A 20552-nucleotide genomic window follows, 5' to 3' on the forward strand; every position below is an offset into this window, starting at 1 on the left:
GGCTTTAAGCATTAGGTTCCTTGCCCCGCTTACGTTTTCGGCATTTCAGCCTTGACTTTGGCGGGAACGATTCGCACTGGCTCTGTCTATTATAACACGGTTGTGTTGCCGCTAACCGGGGTGTTAACCGTCTATATATCGGTGGTTGATGCTTTGCTTGCGGGCGATCGGCGTTAAGCAATTAGCCATTTAATTGGGGAACTGTAGGGAACCACAGGGTGGGGTAGGGAGGGCGACTTCAGGGCGATTCGCGCAGGCGATCGCCCTCCCCGAGGCTCAGCCGCCTTTCGGGCCTCTACGGGTATGGCTGCGCTGACGCGAAATCCCACCAGAACTGGGAGTGAGGGGGTTTGCGCGATGCCGATGCTGAGGCGCTTAATTCCTTTTTATTTTATTTGTTTTCCCCTTCATGGTGGTGGGGTTACCCCTACGGTCACGGGCTAAATCGCGATCGCACCGGGCTTGCGCGGGTTCGCCTCTGGAATTTTGCTGCTGCTGTTTTCTCTCCCTACTTCGGCGATCGCGGCGGCTGTGCGGGTTTGCTTGACCGTTGGGCGGCGAGTTTCCGCAGTTCCTCGGTTTCATCAAACAGATCTTCGGGATCCGCCTCGACTGCCCGTTGCACGTAGTTGATTTTGATTTCTTCTAGCAAATCAGACACCAACGATTCAAGCTCTTCTATCGTCTGCTCTTTTTGAAACTCGGCTCGCATGGCTTGCCCAAAATGCTCCACAAGCTGCTGGGTCAATTTTTCCCCCACCGGATCCGGCGGTGCCTCGGTGATGGCATGATACGCATTCTCTGGCCCAAAGGTAACGATTTTTGACACCCGGTTCACGAGCTGTTCTGCCATCTGGTGGGATAAATTCCCTAACCCCGGGAGGCGCTGCAATCTCTGGTAAACTCCGGAATTCTTCAGGGTATTTTCCATTTGATGATGCAGCAGTGCTTCTAAATCTGGCTGCACTTCGGGCAGCACTTTGCACACTGCAATCTTTAACACCCGGTTGGAAATGGCTTGCACTTCATTCACGTCATTAATGTCAATGTACGTTTGCTGTGAAGGTTCCAATAACGCTCTGGACAATTCCCCACTTTCTACGTTCCCTTTTAACTGATTGATGACTTGCACCACCACCACCTGGGTCAGTTCTTCAGCAAAGGTCGCCACTAGCCCCAGTCGCAGTTGCTTGCGAATCCATTCAATCTCGATTAAGTCGGCTTCATTTAACCGAATCACCACGGGAATAATTCTCAACCATCGCCAAAATGGCACCAACAGCAGCAAATCGTACCAGCGCCAAAATATTGCCCCTTCTAAACTCACGTTTTTATGCCGCCTGGTAATCAGCCAACTTCTAAACAGCAAGTCGGCTAAAAACACCACTGCAAAAAACGCATCAATTATCCAAAACCTATCGATATACTCGCTATTTACGCCATAATGCCGATAATAATTCGTCAGCATTAAAAACTCAATTTGCCGATTAAAAAATCTCAGTTCTTCTTCCCACCCATATTCGGCTAAGTTTTCGCGACTCCAAAATACCATAAAAGCTTGGGTCGCCGATTTATCCGCCCAAAATACTTCGGGCGCTAAAAAATCAATAAACTCAATAGCGGGTTTGCGGATGAATCTGGGTAAATAATCCGGTCCTTGGGGTCTATCTTCTGGATTGCGCGAATAAATATGTCGGCGCATCTTATTTTTAATTTCTTCCAGGGTTCCGGTTTTGTTGGCCCGTTCAAAAAAATTATCGTCGATCGCCGTCTCGCTCAGTTCGCGCAATTGCCCTAGCAAATCATCAACTTCTTCTGACTGCAAGCCGTCGCGCTGCAATTCTACGGTGAGTTCGTCCACCAATCTCAGATATCTTTGCGTCCCCCGATACGGTTCGATTCCTTTCACCGGATCGTAAAATAACCTCGGTTCGTAAAACACAAACAAAAAGGCAACTTCGCTATTAAAAAAATCCAAGGCTTGTCGCCACCCAACCGCCTCTAAATATTCCTGGCTCCAAAATCTCTGGAAAGCTTCTTCTGCCGTCTGTGCTTCCATGTACTCGCGCATCCGCTCTTTGATTTCTGACAACGCTCCATAGTTGCCAGTGACGCGAAATAGTTCTTCGTCAACTAATTGTTCGCTCTGGACTCGCAGAGTCTGGAGTAATTCCTGCACCTGGGCTGACTGTAACCCTTCTTCTTGCAAGAGGTTTTGCAGTTCATAGACGGTGGCGAGGTATTTTTCGCGCTTGTTGACCTGAAAGTCTTTCATAAACAAATCGGCGCGCAGGTAGTAGTCTCGCCCGGGGAGATAACTCAGGTCAAAGAGTACGAGGGCTAAGTTGACTAAGGCAATAATTGCCATCACCTTTTCAAACCAACGGAGCCACCGGGGTGCTTTTTGATATTTGCGCTTTTGAGAGGGCATGATGGGATTATCGGATTTTACATTCGAGGCAGTTTTTTATGGGGCTAGTGCATGAGGGGGACATGCAAGTTTGATGGAGGGAGCGAGGATTTCTGGTTTTTCCTGGATGTGGCGGGTGCATGAGGAGCTTTCCGCAACTACGGAAAGGATGCCGATCGCAACCGCTTTTCTGGCAGACCTCCGGGCTGTAGGGTAGCACGAATCCGGGGAGAGATGGAAAACTATCTCGTTCTCGGTGGATGGCTGATTCTCGCTCGTTACCACCTCGGGTTTGCCGTTAGCGGTTGCGATCGGGGGGGTCGAAATCTGGGGATTCCTCTGGTCGTGGCGAACGATCGCTGGGGCGATCGCGCTGGGTGGGTGGAGTCTCGGAGTAGCTGGAATAGGACTCGGGCATCGATCCGGGGCGATCGCGCAGGTCAAGTAGCTGCCGTTGCCAGGGGGGCAACCGATCCCGGGAACGACGAGTGGCCCCGGGGCGATCGCTCTTGCGGGTAAAGCTTTTCCACGCCGCTTTCATCCCCGTCATCACGCTGCGGGTGGTAATCTGGGCGCTTTTTGCTTGCTTTTTGGCGCTGCCTATGCCTTCCTCTACTTGTTTTACCGCATGGTTGGCACTCTGAACCCCCTCGGTGACATCATCGGTTAAATCGCTAATTTCCATCCCGGTTAAGCGAATTGCTTCTAGGGTGGGGGGAAATTCCCGCGAGAGGGTGTCGGCTAATTTTTCCACGCTGCGCGCTGCCCGCGCTACGGCTTGCAATGCGGGCAGTGCTGCCAGCAACACCAGAATCAAACTGACAGCAACGAGTAAAAAGGAGAGTCCGAGCCAAAACAGGGGGTCTGTCACAAGTGAGGTTTAAAGTTAAATCTGCATTGAAATCCGTACCTTAAGACTGGCTTTCTTCGCCGGATTCGGCGGCGACTTCCCGTTCTTGTCGCGCGAGAACTTCGCGCTCGAGTTTCGTCGCTTCTATCCCCGCCGCGATCGCTTCTCGCAATCGATCGAGGGTCTCGTCCCAGTTCTCGAGGGCCGATTCTGATAGGCGATCGGCCTGCATCTGTACGCTGCTGGATATATCTTCGGCTATCTCTGGCAAAGCTTTGACCGATTTTTTTAACAACTTCCGCGTTTGGCGACCACTGCGCGGTGCCACGAGTAACCCGGTGATGGTGCCGATCGCCGCTCCCACTAGCATCCCGCCGATAAAGGTTCCCGAACGATTTTTGGACATTGTAATTGGTTAAATCTTGCAATCCCTAAAAAGGATTATTGTAACTCGGCTGCCGCTCAAGTTCCTTATTTTATCACCAAACCACTCTCCACGCTTGCCCATTGCCTCCCCAGAAATGCGCGATCCCGATGCCGGTCGCGTTAACCCAGGGTGGGATCCCCTCCCGGCTTTACTTGGGATTTTCCCTCTCCTGAGTCTCTCGTTTCCCCTTTTCCCTTTTCGGTCTGCGACGCATCAGCGATCGCCCCAACCAGGTGATTCTTCCCCGGTTCAGCAAGGCGACGATCTGTCGCAACCGCAAAAGCTGCAACTCCACCTGCTGATACCGTTTCCGCAGGTTCCGGGTGCCTAGCTCTCCCCGGGCGATCGCCTGGGGGCTGGCGTTCAGGACGTTATAAGTCACGCGATCGGCATTCAGCACCGCTTTCGCTGCGCGATCGATGACTCGACTCAGTTTCCACAGTCTCCATGCCACATAAAAAAATAATGTCGCTAAAAGCATATTGGTAATCACCACCGCCACCACCATCGTTTACCTCCAAATTCCCCCACTGCATCACTGATTAATAATTTTAAATCTATCTTTCTCCCCCTTGATTTATTTCAATCATTTTCCCAAAAATGTAAAATACTTATCTTACCATAACCCGCATATCCTTTATCTTAAAGGGACGAGTCAACCCCACAAACTACCCCTCTATTCCATCCCCTTGATGAATCAGATATCGCGCGCAACCATTGCTGCAGGCCATCCTAAAACCGCCGAAGCCGGCATCGAAATGCTCAAATTAGGCGGCAACGCTTTCGACGGAGCCGTTGCCGCTATTTTAGCATCGTTTGTTACTGAAACTGGCCTTACCTCTGCTGCCGGCGGCGGATTTCTGCTCGCTCATACCCACACCCATCAAAACATTCTCTTCGATTTTTTTGTCCAAACCCCGCAGCACAGAAAAACCCAAACCCCTATGGATTTCTATCCGGTTTATGTGGATTTTGGCGGCGCAGTACAAGAATTCCATATCGGTTTAGGTTCGATGGGCATTCCCGGCAACCTCGCCGGCGTCTTTGAAGTTCACCGAAAGTTAGGAACTCTGCCGTTTAAAGTCATCGCCGAACCTGCCATCCATTATGCCAAAAATGGCGTTAAACTTAATCCTTTTCAACATTACCTCTTAACTATCCTCAAACCGATTATGACCGCCTCTCCTGAGGCGCGCCGGGTATATGCTCCCTCCGGAGAACTTCTCCAAGTCGGAGACACTGTGTTTATGAAGGATTTCGCCGCCACTTTAGCCTACCTCGCCGAAACAGGAGCTAGAGAATTTTATGAAGGCGATATCGCCCACCAATTCGTCAAAGATTGCCAAGAAAAAGGCGGCTATTTAACCTTAGCTGATTTAAAAAATTACCGGGTTATCGAACGACCCCCCTTAACTTTCAATTATCGCGGTCATACTTTGCTGACTAATCCGCCCCCGAGTTCCGGCGGAACCTTGATTGCGTTTGCCTTAGAATTATTGTCCCAAATCGATTGGAATAAAATAGAATTTGGCAGCGATCGCCACTGGCAACTCCTCGCCCAAGCCATGCAGTTAACCAATGTGGCCCGAAAAACCGGCTACGATGCCCATCTCTACAAAAAAGATGTGGCGGCAAAATTCTTATCCTCCGAACAATTAACCACCTGCAAACAACAATTCACTCGAGCAGTCAATAAACTAGGCAGCACCACTCATATCAGTATCATCGACAAAGATGGTAATGCCGCCAGCGTCACTACCTCCAATGGCGAAGGTTCTTCCTACATGATTCCAGGTACGGGAATTATGGTCAATAATATGCTGGGGGAAGCGGATTTAAACCCCAGCGGATTCCATCAATGGCCGGAAAATTGCCGCATTTCTTCCATGATGGCACCGACGATGGTTCTGAAAAACAACTCCCCGGAAATTGTCCTGGGTTCTGGCGGCTCCAATCGCATTAGAACCACAATTTTACAAGTGATTTCTAATATTATCGATGGTCATCTTGATGTGAAAACTGCCGTGGAAAATCCTCGCATCCATTGGGAAAATAATCAGTTTCACTTGGAAGCAGGATTGGCGGTAGACAATCTGGAAAATCTGCCATTTATGCCGCAGACCGAGTTAATCCAATGGCAGGAAAAAAATATGTATTTTGGCGGAGTGAATGCGGTGCGGAAACGTGAAGATGGCACCCTAGAAGCGGCAGGAGACCCGCGCCGCAATGGGGCGATCGCCAGTTGTTGAACGGGGGATTCACCCAGGCGTCGTACTCAATCGGCTTAATTTACTATGGCAGGTGTGGGCTGCTCCTTCTGAACTGACGTTACGGTGAACCCGCCACCGTCTCTTGCAGGGTTTTTAACATCAAATAGGAAGAAGTCGCCCCCGGGTCTTGATGCTGAGCGCTTCTTTCCCCTAAATAGCTCGCCCGTCCCTTTTTCGCCACCAGGGGGATGGTGTTTTTCATCCCCGCTTCCGCCGCCGCAACTGCTTGTTGCAAGGCTTCTATTCCGCTGGCACCCTGGGCGAGGGCTTGCTGATAGGCATCTGACGCCGGGGAAAGGGCATCCAACATTGTTTTATCCCCGAGGTTTGCTTTGCCCCGCTGTACCACGCCCTCAACCCAAGCTTGTAGCACGCCGCCCATCTCTTCTGGGGTGAGTTCGGACTTACCGCCAACCCCCATACTCGATCGCAGGAAAAGGGTGCCGTACAACGGTCCGCTGGCACCGCCGACACTGGAAATCAAGGTCATGCTGACGGTTTTAAAAATACCGCCAATATCGCGATCGCCCAAATTCGGCAACTGAGTCCGTACCTTCTGAAACCCGCGATTCATATTAATCCCATGATCCCCATCCCCGATGGCGGCATCTAATTCGCTCAGATAATCTTGATTGTCTTCTAGCACCCCCGCCAGGGTTTCCAACCATTGCAAAATTTGCTCTCGCGTTATCATAAATCTCCTTTTTTCACCGTTTTTAACTTCCCCAGCGCAATGCGGGTGTGTTCACCGGCGCATCCCACAGGTTTATCAATTCATCATCCATTTTTAGCAGGGTAATGGAACAGCCTTGCATGTCTAAAGCGGTGATATACGGACCGATTAAATTGCGAACGATTGTCAGATGTTTTCTTTCGCAGATTTCGGCTAATTTCCGATAAATAATATACAATTCCGACAGCGGTGTGCCGCCCATACTGTTGACGAAGGCGAGTACCGCGTCCCCAGGGGCAAAGGGGCGATCGCTCAGTGGCACCTCTACCCATTCTCCCGTTTTTCCATCCCACTCCCGTACCTGCCGCGAGTAGTCGGTATCTTCGATAATCGACACGGCGAGCATTTCGGCGATGTCATCGGCAGATTGCAGGGGCATTCGCTGCCGTCCCGGTTCTCCGTGGATCCCGATGCCGATTTCCATTTCTGTGTCGCCGAGTTCAAAGGTGGGAGACCCTTTGGCGGGTACGGTACATGAGGTTAAGGCAATGCCCATGCTGCGCCCGTTGAGGTTGACTTTTCGGCATAATTGTGCTATGGCTGGCAGGTCGTAACCGCGATCGGCAGCAGCGCCACAGATTTTTTCGGCAAGTACGGTGGTGCCAACCCCGCGCCGCCCTTGGGTGTAGAGGCTATCTTTAACGGCTACATCGTCGTCGATGAGAATATTGAGCACCGGAATATCTTCCGAGTGTGCCAATTCTGCGGCCATCTCGAAGTTCATCACGTCGCCGCTATAGTTTTTCACGATATTGAGCACTCCCGCACCGCCATGCACGGTTTTGGCCGCTTCTAGCATTTGGTCGGGGGTGGGGGAGGTGAATACTTCGCCAGGACAGGCAGCATCGAGCATTCCCCCACCGACAAATCCCCCATGCATGGGTTCGTGTCCGCTACCGCCACCGGAGATGATGGCGACTTTGTTGCGAATGGGGGCATCGGCCCGGTAGATGAAGTGGGGATCCAGGTGGACTTTGAGCCGGTCGGAATGAGCTAGTGCCATGCCTTGCAGGCTTTGGCGCACGAAGTCCTCCGGCTGGTTGATGAGTTTTTTCATCGCTTCAGGATAAGCTTGCGAAACTCCATAAGTGCATCATAGGACGCGCAGGATCCGAGATAGTAATTTGGGAAGGCCGGATTTTTGATGCAGGTAAGTTCAAACAAATTCTAACGTTAGCATCGTCAAAAGTTAGGACACGCCAATGGCGTCTTCCTACTGAAAGGGGGACAAAATTGTAGGTTTTTAAATTGTCTCAACGCTGTGGCAATAAATGACGCTTCCTGAGTCACGCAGAGCAGCTCCAATCATTTGAATCCTAAACGATATCGCCTTCTCAATATGGCTCCAAAAACCGCTTGCCATTAAAGTGAATCATGTGAGTTGGCTCGTCAACCCACACTTCTGTCTCCCAAGAAATTTCCTGTAGGTACTTCTTCATATCGTTGCGATTCCGAAAAGCAGTAACAAATACCAGATGGGCTTTTGAATTGCCAAACAAAATCTTAAGTTCATTTAGGCGCTTTGGATCGATCGGGCCATGAGTCGTCACAGCTTCGACAAGTACGAGCCAATTTTTCTGTTGATAGTAAACCACAACATCGGGCATTTTCCCATGACTATCAATCGTGACTCCTAATTTTTCCAGTGCCTTTATCTCGAAATGAATCCCTTTATCAGCAGCATCACCTACATATATCAATTTTCCGTCGGGAGTGAAGAGAGAGCAGAAATCCTTGATAATCTTATCAATCAGCAGGTTTTGTCCCCCAGGGGACAAGTAAAAGCTCTTTCCTGAAGGTAAATTTACAGGAATACGAACCATCTCTCGTTCCTGAGCATAGCGCTTTTTGAGGGTTTCTAAAGATTTTAAATATTTTTTCAGATTCTCAGTCCATCCATCCGTATCATAGCTTTTAAGTAACTCTAACGTGCTTTCCTCAATTTGATAGACTGTGTGCGGGCTGTTTAGCGGTCTTGAATAATCGTCTGGGTTACGAATCACAATCCCTGCCTCTACAAATTGATGAATAGTTTGGCGACGAAACGTCTCGCGAGTGTTAGGTTTATAGTTCTTTTCATAAAACTTCGCAATGAACTCCATTATTGGAGTGATTCCCAGCAGTGGACAACCAGCATCAGACCAACGATCTCTCGGCTTTAGATCGAGTAGAGCCAGCAAAGTTAGAGCAGAGCGATCGTTTTGCTGAGGACTGGGTAAACCAATCTTGCTGAGTATTCCCTTAGTTTCCTCAACTTTTTGAGGCAATTTATCTTCAAAAGAATCGCTTGGTCTAGACATTTTAAAGGAACTCCTTCATGAAATTAAAAGATAGCTGTATAGGTTGCTCAGGTTGGGGGTGGTTTTCTGATGACGCGCTTTCTCTCTTTTCTAAACACTCCTTCACCCTCATCGCTAATGCCTTTGCCAGAATCGGAGGCACGGCATTTCCAATTTGCTGGCATTGACTTTTTTCGGTTCCTTGAAATTCAAACCAATCGGGAAAACTTTGCAACCGCGCACCTTCACGCACGGTTAATCTGCGCCGGCGTCCGTCGGGGAGGCGAATCCGCAGCATATCGCCGGTTGGGGCGCTGAGATTGCGACAGGTGACGGTTCTGGCGGGGACATCTAAATGCAAATCTCTCGGTTTGACGCATTTGGATGCTTTTTCGTATTTCTTCACATATTCATCCATGCTTGGCGTCAAGAATTTTGCAGTTTCCGATGCCCTAAATGCCAATTCGCTGAGGGCTTCTCCTGCGGTGTAAGGATGCGATTTGTAGGCTTTTTTCGGCCATTTCCATCCGCCTTGGTGGGCGATGCAAAATAATCGCTGTCTCCGCTGGGGCACGCCATAGTCGGTGGCGGTTAAAATGTCCCATTCGACGAAATAATCCAGGGTTTGCAAGGCGATCGCAATTTCCTCAAAGTAGGTTTTGTTGCGAAACAACATCCCGCGCACGTTCTCAAAAATCGCGATTTGAGGCCGATATCTTTTGACGGCGTTAATAAAAATTGGAAATCCATCGCGACTGTCTTTCAATCCTCGCTGATGTCCGCTGACGCTAAAAGGCTGACAGGGCGGCCCGCCAATAATGACTACCGGATTTTCTGGAAATTCGGTGTCGGGAGTTAGAACCATTTCATGGCAATCGGTGCGGAGATTTCGCCGATAAGTGGCACAGGCATCTCCTTCCATTTCATAACCAATGGTTCTAAATCCGGCGGCTTCAAACCCGAGGGCAAATCCACCACATCCGGCAAATAAATCGATAACTAACAGTTGGTTATCTTGGTTTTGGGGAAGCTGTAATTCTCTGTGAATAAAGTCTAAATACGGGGGATTTTTCCGGTTCATGGAAGTTGAAAGTTACAAAAAAGCCTGCAGGGGATTTTGCCTCCGGTTTGTGGGGAGGCGGTAGCTCAGAAGAGGCGTTCCCAGGCAGGTGTCTGGGAACGAGTCAGACGGAGGAAAGCTTACCCTGGGGCAACTTCTTTTCGCCACTTTTTTTCTGCGTTATGGTTCACATGTCCACGGAAACTGTTACGGCGGCAACGGCAATGAACATGTCGTCGTTTTTATCATTTAAAGCAGCGATCGCCCGTCCCTGAGTCACCATTCCTCCCGCTTCGAGGGTGAGGGTTTTGCGCCCAAAGGGTAGCACTGCTAGCACGTCTTCTTCGCGCACTTTTTCGGGATGGGGAACGGCAACTTGCACTTCCACTATCATGTCATTGGGATCGCTCAAGCCGGCGACTTCCCACACGCCCGGTAAGGCATTATGGGCGATCGCATTGCGAACCGCTCGTGCCGCCGCAACGGTGGGTTCTTGCCCATGTTGGTCTATTCCCATTCCCATTTCGATAATTAACCGTTTGCGAACCATCTTTTATTCCTTAATGTTGACAATTTTTAGCTTATCTTTCCAGGATATCGGTAACTGTATCTTTTGGGTTTTCCCGTCAGTTTAACTCTGATTGTTTCTCGAAACAGTCATTGACATTTGCCGATTTTTATGCGATCGTTAATTTTATCAACTTTGGTCATTATTTATTGTGCCGATTTCTTCGGGGGAGGCTTTGCGTCGGGGAAAGCGTTCCCAGCACGATCTGGGAAGGAGAACCGAAGGAAATGATGCAAATTTTTTGGCATCAGCGATCGACTATTTTAATTGGTTTATCATGTCTGCTTCGCTCCAGTAAGAAGAAACCTGTTGGATTTTTTCGGAGTCGTTGATGTCAAAGACGCTGATGCCTTGGGTGGTGCCGAGTTTGCCATTATTTGCCACGCCGCGCATGGTCCATTGAACGGCGGCCCCATTGCCTGCTACAAAGATTTTATCGGCGGTGACGTCCAGTTTTTGGAAGATCTGCGACAACAGGGCGAAAAATTTCTCCGAGTCTTGATGGACTTTATTGGGGGGATTGCCTACCGGATCGTAAATCACGGCGTCTTCTGCAAAGATGTCGAGCCATCCTTGGGGATTCATGGTGCCCATGTGGGTAAAGTAAGCTCGCACGAGTTGCTCGATCGCTTCGGGTGACATGCTGTGATTCTCCTGGTTGTCAATTTTTTTTACTTTATCAGATTGCGATCGCCATGGGAGGCTTTTTTATATTTTGTAACAATTTTTTGAGCGGGCGGTGGCATCCGAGAAAACACGGGGGATACAGGGGCGATCGCGATCGGAAAATGCACCCCTGCCATTTTTCCCCTTTCGCCCCATCGAAGGGGAGGTTTTATGTCATAAAAAACGGTTGGGCAAACCCGGTTTACCCAACCGAAAAAGATAACAAACAGTGGGATTAAATCTTTCCCTATCCTTTAGAGGAAGGAGAGTAAATTACACCCTGGTGCAGGGGAATTTTAACGATAAATTCCGCCCCTCGTCCGGCTTCGGAAATGCAGTGGATTGTTCCGCCATGTTTTTCTACGACAATTTGATGAGAAATCGCCAAGCCGACGCCAATTCCTTTTTGGTTTTGTTTGGTGGTAAAAAATGGGTCGAAGATTTTGGATTGGATATCTCGCTCTATCCCGCTGCCATTGTCGCTAATGCAAATCGCCACTTGATGTTCCTCTGCTTTTTCAGTGCGAATGCGAATGGTGGGCGCGGGGGTAGAGGAATTGCCTTCATCGGTTTTCGGGGTGCGATCGCCCACTTTTCCATCGCCATTCCGTTGCGATTCTAAGGCATCGATGGCGTTGGATAAAAGATTGATAAACACTTGGTTCAGGTGTCCCGGATAGCACTCTACTTCGGGCAGTGTGCCATATTCTTTGATGACTTCAATTCCCCGGCGACCAGTTTTTCCTTTCAGGCGATGCTGTAAAATCAGCAGGGTACTATTCAGTCCCTCGTGAATGTCCACCGGTTTGAGTTCGGATTCTTCCAGGCGGGTGAAGTTTCGCAGGGCTTGAATGATGTCGCGAATCCGATTGGCACCCACTTTCATCGAGGAGAGCATGCGGGGCAAATCTTGAATGATGAATTCTAAATCCATCGCTTCTAACTCTTCGGCGATTTCCGCTTCGGGGTGGGGATAGTGTTGCTGATAAAGGTAAAGTAAATTCAGCAAGTCTTTGGCGTAGCTTTCCGCATGGGTGAGATTGCCGGAAATGAAGTTAATGGGGTTGGTAATTTCAGCGGCGATACTGCCGACTAATTCCCCCAAGTCGGACATTTTTTCTTGCTTGATAAGCTGGGTTTGGGTGCGCTGCAGCTCTTGCAGGGCTTTGGCAAGTTGTTGGGCTTTTTCTCGCTCTCTGGCGTCGGATTCGCGCAAGGCTTCGTTTAAGGTAGCGAGTTCTTCGGCTTGACGCAACACGATGCTGACGATCGCATTTTTCAGTTCGAGGGCGGCGTTAATTTCACAATTCTTCCAGGGTAGGGAAGTTAATTTGACGATTTCTTTCCACAACTCAAACGATTTCCGAGGATGCAGTCGAGAGGTTTCGCGATCGCCGATTTCCCAGGGTTGATTCGGATTGCCGGCCCACTGCACGGTTTGAATGACTTCTGGGCGAAACCACAAGACGTAATTGCTCTGGGCTTTGGAGATGTAAACGGCGAGCAATCCACTGGCAATATCTTTATACTCCTGGGCTTCGGGATAAACTTGGGGCAAGGAGGCGGTGGAATACAGGATTTCGCTGTCTTGGCAATCGAGCCAGTGGATTAATTTGTGGATGGCTTTTTCCGTGGGTGTTTTGCCAATTAAGGTACAGTTACCTTTAAAAACAATGGCGGCTCCTTGGGCGTTTACCACATCGAGCAAGTTGGGTTTAAACTTTATCAATCCGTCAATAAAGTCCTGCTCGCGGGACATGTATTCTAACAACTTGGCGTTGGTGGATTTTAACTTAATCCGATATTCGTAGTCTTTGTTTTCTTCTTTGGAAGGCAGCTCTACGGACATTACTTTGCCAAAAAATTCGCAGGCTTTGCGAACTTCATAGGATACGTATTTCGGGGAGTTATGATGACAGGCAACCAATCCCCAGAGTTTCCCTTCTTTCATTATCGAGATGGACATCGACGCGCTGACGTTCATGTTTTGCAGGTACTCGATATGACAGGGAGACACGCTTCGCAATACGGCGTAACTCAAATCGAGGGGGCTTTTGGTGAGGGAATTGATTGTGGGAACAATGGCAACGGGTTTGTAATTGACGTCGGCAATTAATCGCAACCAGTTTTTGGAATACAGTTCTCTGGCGTGCGGTGGAATGTCTTCGGCGGGATAGTGCAGTCCCAACCAGGAGGTGAGTTCTTCGAGTTTATCTTCTGCTAAAACGGTGCCATGTCCCTGTTTGTTGAAGCGATAGAGCATTACGCGGTCAAAGCCGGTAATGTTTCGCACTTCTTTGACGAGAAGCTGACAGAGGTTTTGGAAGTCGGGGGCGTTTTGAATTTTGGAGGCGGAGGCTTCTACGAGATTGTAAAAACTGAGAAAGCCAAGGGTTTTGGGAGAAAGAGCTGGTTCGAGTTCGAGGATGAAAAGCCCTTGGGGCGATCGCTGCACGATGCCGTCAAAATAGAGGGTTTCTCCTTCGCTTTTTATCGAAATCTTTAAGGGATTTACCGGTTGGAGGTTATGGTGAAATAAACACTCTTTTAGGGTCTCGATTTGCGTCTCATCGAGCAGTTGATTGAGGTTTTGCCCGAGGAGGTCTTCGGGATGTCGGCGGAAGACTTTCCATGTATTGTGGCTGACTTGCAATACATCAAGCTGGTCAGATAAAACAAACAGGATTCCGTGGGGTTGAATCAACCCGGGAGTGTGAATTGGTTCTTTCTGGTATTGGGTTAAATTTAAGGTTGGGAATTTCATCATGTCCTTACTCCGAATTTGTTCGTCTGAGGTTGCAAAAATAGGAAGGGGAGGGAAAAAGATTTGCGATCGCTTCTTTCGAGTTGTTTGACTGAACTGTATTTTGCTTCTATCGCTCGACCTCGCCCCCATTCCTGGGGGTGATGTAAGGTAATTACCCCAAAGAAAATCTCAAATTTGTCTTCCTAAAATACTGGCTGTTCTTATAGAATCACCTTTGACGCACTCGTACCTCCTAACCCCCTGGCAACATCTAGACGTTCCCTTCGGTGGACGTGACATTGACTGACTACTTTCCAGCGGCTGGGTTATTCCTTGCCCCGTGAGGGAGGCGAGAGTCTCTACCTTAGCAAGCTCGAAAGTAGAACTGATTATAATTGTGACGCAATTGCTCCATTTTTAACATTTTCTTTGACTTTTTGTAACAACTCTTAATATTTTGGAAAAATCCCCAGTCAGGGAAAATGGGCGGGTGGATGGATGAGGATGCCGTGGGTTGAAAGGGGCAAGGGAAAAAGGATGGGAGGGGCTGGAACAGTAACGGTGAATTAATCCCGGATTTTTTCTGGCAGATACGCTTTGACGGCGGCGGCGGAATCGAGTTGCAAGACGGCGGCGGCGATCGCTTCTGCCCGATCCACTGTCAACCGGGAAATTACGGACTTAACGCCGGGAATCGCCGTGGGATTCATGCTCAATTCATCTACCCCGAGTCCGAGCAATATCGGGGTTGCTTCGGGGAAGGCGGCTAATTCCCCACAAACGGCAACTTTGATTTTCGCATGATGAGCGGCTTGCACGGTGCGGGCGATCGCGCGCAATACGGCGGGTTCGAAAGCATCGGCGAGGTGTGCGACTTTCGGGTGAGTGCGATCGGCAGCGATCGCGTATTGACTCAAGTCATTTGTGCCGATACTGAAAAAATCAACTTCCGGGGCTAAGCGATCGGCGATTTCCACGGCGGAGGGAACTTCGATGGTAATCCCGACGCCCATGCCTTCGTCAAACCTAATTCCGTGCGATCGCAGTTGCTCTTGCACTTCGGCGAGAATCTGCTTGGCGGCGCGAAGTTCACAGAGTAAGGCAATGGTGGGAAACATCACTTGCACCGGATAGCGATGACTCACGCGCAAAATCGCCCGCAACTGGGTTTTCAGCAATTCGGGAAACTCCAGCAACAGCCGAATTCCGCGCAGCCCGAGGAAGGGATTGGCTTCCGGTTCTAAGTCCAAATAAGGCACCGGTTTGTCCCCGCCAATATCTAAAGTGCGTATCGTCAGCGGTTTTTCCTCGAGGGTGGCGGCGATCGCTTGGTACAAATCTACCTGTTCTTCTTCGCTGGGCGGATGAGGGCGATCGAGATACAAAAATTCGGTTCGCAATAACCCCACGCCATCGGCACCCATGTCTAATGCGGCTTTTGCCCCGGCAACTCCCACAATGTTCGCTTGAATGCCGATCCGCCTTCCGTCGGCAGTTTTCGTCTGGCGCGGTAATTTGGCGGTAGCGGCTTTGGCGGCAAGTTTGTCTTGCAGTTGCGCGATGCGATCGGGCTGCGGTTGTACCCACACTTGCCCGGTTTCTCCATCTAAGGCGATCGCCGTCCCTTCGGTTAACCGCGCTAGGGATGCACCAATGCCCATCACTGCGGGTATTCCCAGGCTTCTTGCCAGGATGGCGCTGTGGTTGTTTGCTCCCCCCACGGCGGTACAAATGGCTCGCACTTTCTCGGGATTCAGTTGCGCCACTTCTGAGGGTTTCAATTCTGGGGCTACCAAAATTCCCGGCTGGGGTAATTCGAGGGAAATTCCCCTCACATCAATGAGCAATCGCAACACCCGCAGTCCCACATCTTTCACATCGGATGCTCGGCTTTTCAGGTAAGGATCGTCTAAGGCTTCGTAATCTGCTACTATCTTATCGATCGCCTGTTTCCAGGCTGCTGCTGCACTGTAGTGATGCTGGAAAATACACTCTCGCGCAATTTCAAGCAAGGCGGGGTCTTTTAAAAACAGTTTGTGGGCGGCAAAAATTCCGGCGTCTTCGCGATTGGCAATTTTGTGCCCTAACACTTGGATTTGCCGTCGGGCGGTTTGAATGGCAAAGTGCAGTTGTTGCCATTCGTCTTCCGGATTGTCTCCTTGGAGGTGAGTTACATCTGGTATCGCGGGTTCGTAGCGCACGACTGGGGCGATCGCAATCCCGGGAGATACCGGAGTCCCTCGGATTTCGTCGCTTTGCACTTCCCCAGCGGCGATCGCTGGCTGTTGGGTCTTCGGTGCTGGTTTCTCGCTTTCGCCAAATCGATTTTCCACTAATTCCTGCAAGGCGGCTAGGGCGGGTAATGCATCTTTTCCTCGGGCGGCGATCTCGATTTCATCTCCCTGTCTCACCCCCAAGGTGGTGACTTGATTGATGCTTTTGGCATTGATGGCTTGCGTGTCTTTGCTGCAATTTCGCAAGCTTATCTCACAGGAAAATCGATTGGCGATTTGCACCAATTTGGCGGCGGGGCGCGCGTGTATTCCCAAGGTATTCAGGACCGGTAGGACGATTTCGTGGCGGTTGGAAGGGGGGCGATCGCCCTGCTGGGTTTGCTCGGGTTCCGAGGAGGCGGTTGGGGGGGCGCTGGCTTTGATTTGTGAGGCTTTCGGGGCGATCGCTTCTCGGGCTTCGGCGATGACGCGATCGAGAGTCGCACCGCCTGCGGCTTGCACCACCGCCGCGATCGCTCCTTCTACTAATGGCGCTTCGCACAATATCACGTTTGACCTTTTATCTGGCTCTACAAATTCCAGCGCCATTTCCGCACTCATCACGGCGCTACCCAAATCCATCAATACCACTACCCCGGTGTCATCATACAGGGATTCGATCGCCTGGTAAACCTGCATCGGATCGGTGCCGAATGGGTTCTCTGGGTCGTCGATTCCGGCGGCGATCGCGATCGGTACCGGTTCGCGCGCCATTTGCGCCGCTAATTCGCGCACGCCTGCTGCCAGTTTGGCACTGTGAGAAACAATAACAATTCCAACCATAGTTCTTTTTGCCTAATAAAATTTATTTGTGAACTGCGCTCGATTGCCGTTATATCATATCCGCTAAAAAGCCGATTGAAAGCGCAAAATTGAAATCTCTCCTTGGCTTTTTTTCCTCCGCTTTCTTGCACTCATTCTTTGCACAGCTCTTCCTCCGGGCGTCATAGAAATTTGCACCCCATTTCAGTTGAGGCCGATTTTCCCTTATTTCACTCGTTACTGTTGCCTCCGCGATCGTCATCATTCTACCCCACCCGCAGCCCGAAGTTATCCGGTTTCCCGACTTTGGCTGAGGATACGGAAGGGTTTGCTTTTTCGTCTTATTTTTAGGGGGTGATGAACGCTTTTCATACATTCGCCCGATTTTCTCATTTTTTTCTATTTTTACTGTTTTATCAATTTAGCATAGACTGAGATTAATTGTAAGGGATTTTTGGGGAAATTTCCGGTGGGATTCCCTGGAAGGCAGCGGGTTGGCGGTGTTTTCCGGGAGTGACCCGCCACCGTTCCCCGAACCGGAAGCCCGCCTTAGCGCTGAATGCTGGGGTCTCTATCCCAGGGATGGGGGAGGGTTTTTTTAATGGCGATCGCGGAAAAACTGATATTGCTCCTCGCTAATGCGATCGCGGCGATAAAGGGTTTCGGCAATTTCTGAAAGCGTTAACACCGAATGCGCTCGATATCCCTGCTTTCTCAATCTATCCTTAACCCCTTTTTCGTGGTTGATGAACACCACAATATCTTTGACCTTTAATCCGGTGGATTCCAGCTTTTGCGCCCCTTCGATGACGCTGTTTCCGCTAATTAAAATATCATCGACGACGACCACGGTTTCGCCGGGATTGTAATGCCCTTCTACTAACCGACGAGTTCCGTGGGCTTTCACTTCTTTGCGCGGGAAAATCATCGGGGAATTCAGACGCAAAGCGAGTCCGGTGGCGGTAGGCAGGGAACCGTAGGGAATGCCGGCAATGCGATCGAATTGTAGTGGTTCTAGAATCTCGGCATAGGCGGCGATAATCTTGTCGAAAATTTGGGGATTGGAGATGATTTTTCGCAGGTCGATATAATAGGGAAATGTGGCTCCAGAGGCTTGCACGTATTCGCCAAACATGATGCAGTCAATGTCATATAATTGCAAAATCAGCTCGGCATGCGGGTTGCGATCGCGGGCGCTGACATCGGGCAACCATACCGGGCAGGCTTGCGCCTCTTGGGCAATGCGATTTCTCACTCTGTTGATAATCTCGTTCAGTTCTTGGATGCCGGTGGCGGGGTTATCCTGGGTTAAAATGTCTTGGGGTACTGGCACAATTAACCCGTTGCCGCTGGCGGTTAGCCCTGCTGTGAGAAGAGTGCTTAAATCCCCGCCTTCCGCCCAGATACTCCGCGCTAAAATTAACCGTTCTGGCGCGATGGTTCGCACTCGCCCGAGGACGTCTGGCGCAGTAGTTCCCACTTCTAGGGCTACTTGTTCTGGAGTACCCCACCGTTGCGCTTCTTTCACCACTTGCAGGTAAAGCGGATCGCCGGTTTTCGGATAATGCTGCAAGCATAAGGCGGCGGGGTTGGAAGTGTGACAAAGCACAACTATCCCTTTGTCGGGATAAAGCAAAAACGGCGCGGCTAAGTCTTGCCCGGGATAGGCACTCACGGTGATAGCATCTACCTGCCAGGTCTCGAAGGCGCTTTGGGCTAACACCGTGCTACTGTTGAGGTCGGAGTGTTTGGCATCTAATATGACCGGGATGTGCGTCGGGATTGCCGCTAAGGTGCGATCGAGCAGATCCATGCCCGAGGCACCCAAGGCAGTATAAAATCCCAGGCTCGGTTTGTAGGCACAAACCACTTCGGCGGTTTGCCGGATGGTAAATTGCATCCATTCGCTTAATTGTTCCCCCAAACGCTTTGCTGGATCCCGGAAACGGGGGGGCAAGGCTTCCGGATCCGGGTCGAGTCCCACACACAGAAGGCTGTGGTTTCGCTCGATCGCAGACAGCAGTTTATCCCTAAAGTTCATCATCCTTTTACTCTGCAAATGGTCTCGCCAATCGAGGGGTATGGCTGAAATTCGCCGATTGGCCAAGTCCTGGATTCGGATAAAGTTGGCAACTGGCAAATGGCCTATCCCCGATAACCTCAGCGACAGACGAGGAATGTCGATCGCTGGATTTGTAATAGCTTAATTAATTTATCGGTTTTTGGCAGCAAAATTGTCGCCTTGGCTTCGGATTTGTCCCCTTGAAGCGAAAGTTGCGCTGCGACCCGCCGATTTCGGCTAAACTGAATGAAGTTGCGTTGAATGGACGATCGCCGCTATGAACACTTCGGAAAACCTGGGCAAATATCTCACTCTCGAGGCGTTTTGTACTTGTACCCAAACCTATGCCAAGTATCGCGATCGCATCGACCCCTACCCGCAAAACCCAGAAAGCTTGCGGGCAATTTCCGCGTTAATCCACCATCTCCTCGACCCGATTATCGATGAATTTGGCTGGGATAATTTTCGCCTCACTTATGGCTTTTGTTCCAAAGATTTAAAACGATTCCTGGAAAAAAAAGACCCGGTAACCGGCGAGAAAAACGGTCGCGTCGCCCCTAACCTGGATCGGCACATGGCTCACGAAACCAATAAAAACGGCAACTATTACTGTCCCCGATTGGGCGCGGCTTGCGATTTCGCGATCGCGGGTCACTCCAGTGCTGAGGTCATTGAGTGGATTTTAACCCAACAGTTGCCCTTCGAGTCCATTTACTTTTATGGCCGCGATCGCCCCTTGCACATTAGTTACGGCCCGCAACACAAGCGCGATATCTGGACGTTTAGCGCCCAAAACCTACCCACTAAAAAAGGCATCGAGCCTTGGCTGGCATTGGCCAAAAAAATTCCCTAACTTCTCGGAAAAAGGGTTGACAATCGCGGCCACTTGGGATATTCTATTATCGTGGGAATAGATGCGGCAATATATATAGGGGTTTTCAAGCCTCGGCAACAGGATTCGGGGGAACTTACGGTCTCCCGGATCCGCATCGTTGACCGATTCGCTCCAATACCGCTACGGGAAACTTAGCAAAGCGTAACATTTCCGCCCCCGATTTCTCCCCCAAAATTGCGATCGCCGCGATACAATATAGCAGGGCGTACAGCTACCCACTGCTTGCGCCTAGAACTGATTGGGAAAACCTGCCATGTTTTGGTTGTTTTTAGCCTTCTTCGTCTTGCTGCTCATTTCTGCCACCCCCCTCCTGGGCACCTTTAACGTGCGCTGGTCTTTTGAAATTATGATTGCCCTGTTTGGCATTTTCTTCGTGGGAGGATGGGTATTGTTATTTTGTTATCCGCTATTCAATTAACCCCCCGCAAACCATAATCCCGCCAGCGGAACGCTGACGGGACTGAGTAGCATATGGGGTTCGGATAGAAATCCACGGCGAATATAAGCGGTTAATCGGTTGCCGTGGTTGTTAGATAAGCACCTGGCTGCGG

Annotated in this window: 17 protein-coding genes; 4 read left to right on the plus strand and 13 right to left on the minus strand. The window is 50.2% G+C overall.

Translation table 11 applies throughout. The features are described from left to right. Window positions 1-51: 51 nt before the first annotated feature. Window positions 52-177, plus strand: a complete 126-nt coding sequence (locus LKK83_RS04745) for a hypothetical protein (protein WP_324629762.1) — start codon at window positions 52-54, stop codon at window positions 175-177. A gap of 331 nt (window positions 178-508) precedes the next feature. Here the strand turns inward: LKK83_RS04745 and LKK83_RS04750 are convergent, their stop codons facing one another. The 4 genes from LKK83_RS04750 to LKK83_RS04765 form a co-directional block, all read right to left on the minus strand. Beyond that, window positions 509-2431 (minus strand): hypothetical protein, encoded by a 1923-nt coding sequence (locus tag LKK83_RS04750; RefSeq protein ID WP_324629763.1) that lies wholly within the window; start codon window positions 2429-2431, stop codon window positions 509-511. 277 nt (window positions 2432-2708) lie between these two features. After that, entirely contained in the window at window positions 2709-3281 is a 573-nt protein-coding gene (locus LKK83_RS04755) for a DUF948 domain-containing protein (protein ID WP_324629764.1), read from the minus strand. A gap of 40 nt (window positions 3282-3321) precedes the next feature. Further along, window positions 3322-3666 carry a YtxH domain-containing protein gene (locus LKK83_RS04760; protein ID WP_324629765.1) on the minus strand — a complete coding sequence of 115 codons (345 nt, stop codon included), beginning with the start codon at window positions 3664-3666 and terminating at the stop codon, window positions 3322-3324. A gap of 169 nt (window positions 3667-3835) precedes the next feature. Then, complete coding sequence (locus LKK83_RS04765) at window positions 3836-4195, minus strand: hypothetical protein (protein WP_324629766.1); 360 nt, start codon at window positions 4193-4195, stop codon at window positions 3836-3838. A 184-nt stretch (window positions 4196-4379) separates the two neighbouring features. Between LKK83_RS04765 and ggt the strand changes: the two genes are divergently transcribed. Continuing rightward, on the plus strand, window positions 4380-5936 hold the full coding sequence (gene ggt / locus LKK83_RS04770; RefSeq protein ID WP_324629767.1) for a gamma-glutamyltransferase: 1557 nt from the start codon (window positions 4380-4382) through the stop codon (window positions 5934-5936). A 79-nt stretch (window positions 5937-6015) separates the two neighbouring features. Here ggt and dhaL read toward each other — a convergent pair whose 3' ends face one another. The 9 genes from dhaL to LKK83_RS04815 all read right to left on the minus strand — a co-directional run bounded on the left by dhaL (window position 6016) and on the right by LKK83_RS04815 (window position 19085). Beyond that, a complete protein-coding gene (gene dhaL, locus LKK83_RS04775) occupies window positions 6016-6651 on the minus strand; it encodes a dihydroxyacetone kinase subunit DhaL (protein ID WP_324629768.1) in 636 nt (211 codons plus the stop codon). Between the two features lie 22 nt (window positions 6652-6673). Further along, a complete protein-coding gene (gene dhaK, locus LKK83_RS04780) occupies window positions 6674-7747 on the minus strand; it encodes a dihydroxyacetone kinase subunit DhaK (protein ID WP_324629769.1) in 1074 nt (357 codons plus the stop codon). Window positions 7748-8024: 277 nt separating this feature from the next. Further along, window positions 8025-8990, minus strand: coding sequence for a BsuBI/PstI family type II restriction endonuclease (locus LKK83_RS04785; protein WP_324629770.1), 966 nt, complete (start codon window positions 8988-8990; stop codon window positions 8025-8027). A 1-nt stretch (window position 8991) separates the two neighbouring features. Beyond that, entirely contained in the window at window positions 8992-10050 is a 1059-nt protein-coding gene (locus LKK83_RS04790) for a DNA cytosine methyltransferase (protein WP_324629771.1), read from the minus strand. A gap of 166 nt (window positions 10051-10216) precedes the next feature. Beyond that, window positions 10217-10579 carry a Lin0512 family protein gene (locus LKK83_RS04795; RefSeq protein WP_324629773.1) on the minus strand — a complete coding sequence of 121 codons (363 nt, stop codon included), beginning with the start codon at window positions 10577-10579 and terminating at the stop codon, window positions 10217-10219. Between the two features lie 276 nt (window positions 10580-10855). After that, window positions 10856-11239, minus strand: coding sequence for a nuclear transport factor 2 family protein (locus LKK83_RS04800; RefSeq protein WP_324629775.1), 384 nt, complete (start codon window positions 11237-11239; stop codon window positions 10856-10858). Between the two features lie 271 nt (window positions 11240-11510). Further along, window positions 11511-14030, minus strand: a complete 2520-nt coding sequence (locus tag LKK83_RS04805) for an ATP-binding protein (RefSeq protein ID WP_324629776.1) — start codon at window positions 14028-14030, stop codon at window positions 11511-11513. A 545-nt stretch (window positions 14031-14575) separates the two neighbouring features. Next, complete coding sequence (ptsP, locus tag LKK83_RS04810; RefSeq protein ID WP_324629777.1) at window positions 14576-17065, minus strand: phosphoenolpyruvate--protein phosphotransferase; 2490 nt, start codon at window positions 17063-17065, stop codon at window positions 14576-14578. A 577-nt stretch (window positions 17066-17642) separates the two neighbouring features. Next, a complete protein-coding gene (locus tag LKK83_RS04815) occupies window positions 17643-19085 on the minus strand; it encodes a bifunctional orotidine-5'-phosphate decarboxylase/orotate phosphoribosyltransferase (protein WP_324629784.1) in 1443 nt (480 codons plus the stop codon). Between the two features lie 298 nt (window positions 19086-19383). On the opposite strand from LKK83_RS04815, the gene LKK83_RS04820 reads away from it, so the two are divergent. Together LKK83_RS04820 and LKK83_RS04825 are read left to right on the plus strand one after the other, a co-directional pair. Then, window positions 19384-19959 (plus strand): hypothetical protein, encoded by a 576-nt coding sequence (locus LKK83_RS04820; protein ID WP_324629778.1) that lies wholly within the window; start codon window positions 19384-19386, stop codon window positions 19957-19959. Window positions 19960-20254: 295 nt separating this feature from the next. Further along, window positions 20255-20419, plus strand: coding sequence for a hypothetical protein (locus LKK83_RS04825; protein ID WP_324629779.1), 165 nt, complete (start codon window positions 20255-20257; stop codon window positions 20417-20419). Window positions 20420-20552: the final 133 nt, after the last annotated feature.

This window comes from Phormidium sp. CCY1219 (assembly GCF_035615515.1).
Classification (GTDB): Bacteria; Cyanobacteriota; Cyanobacteriia; order Cyanobacteriales; family Laspinemataceae; genus CCY1219.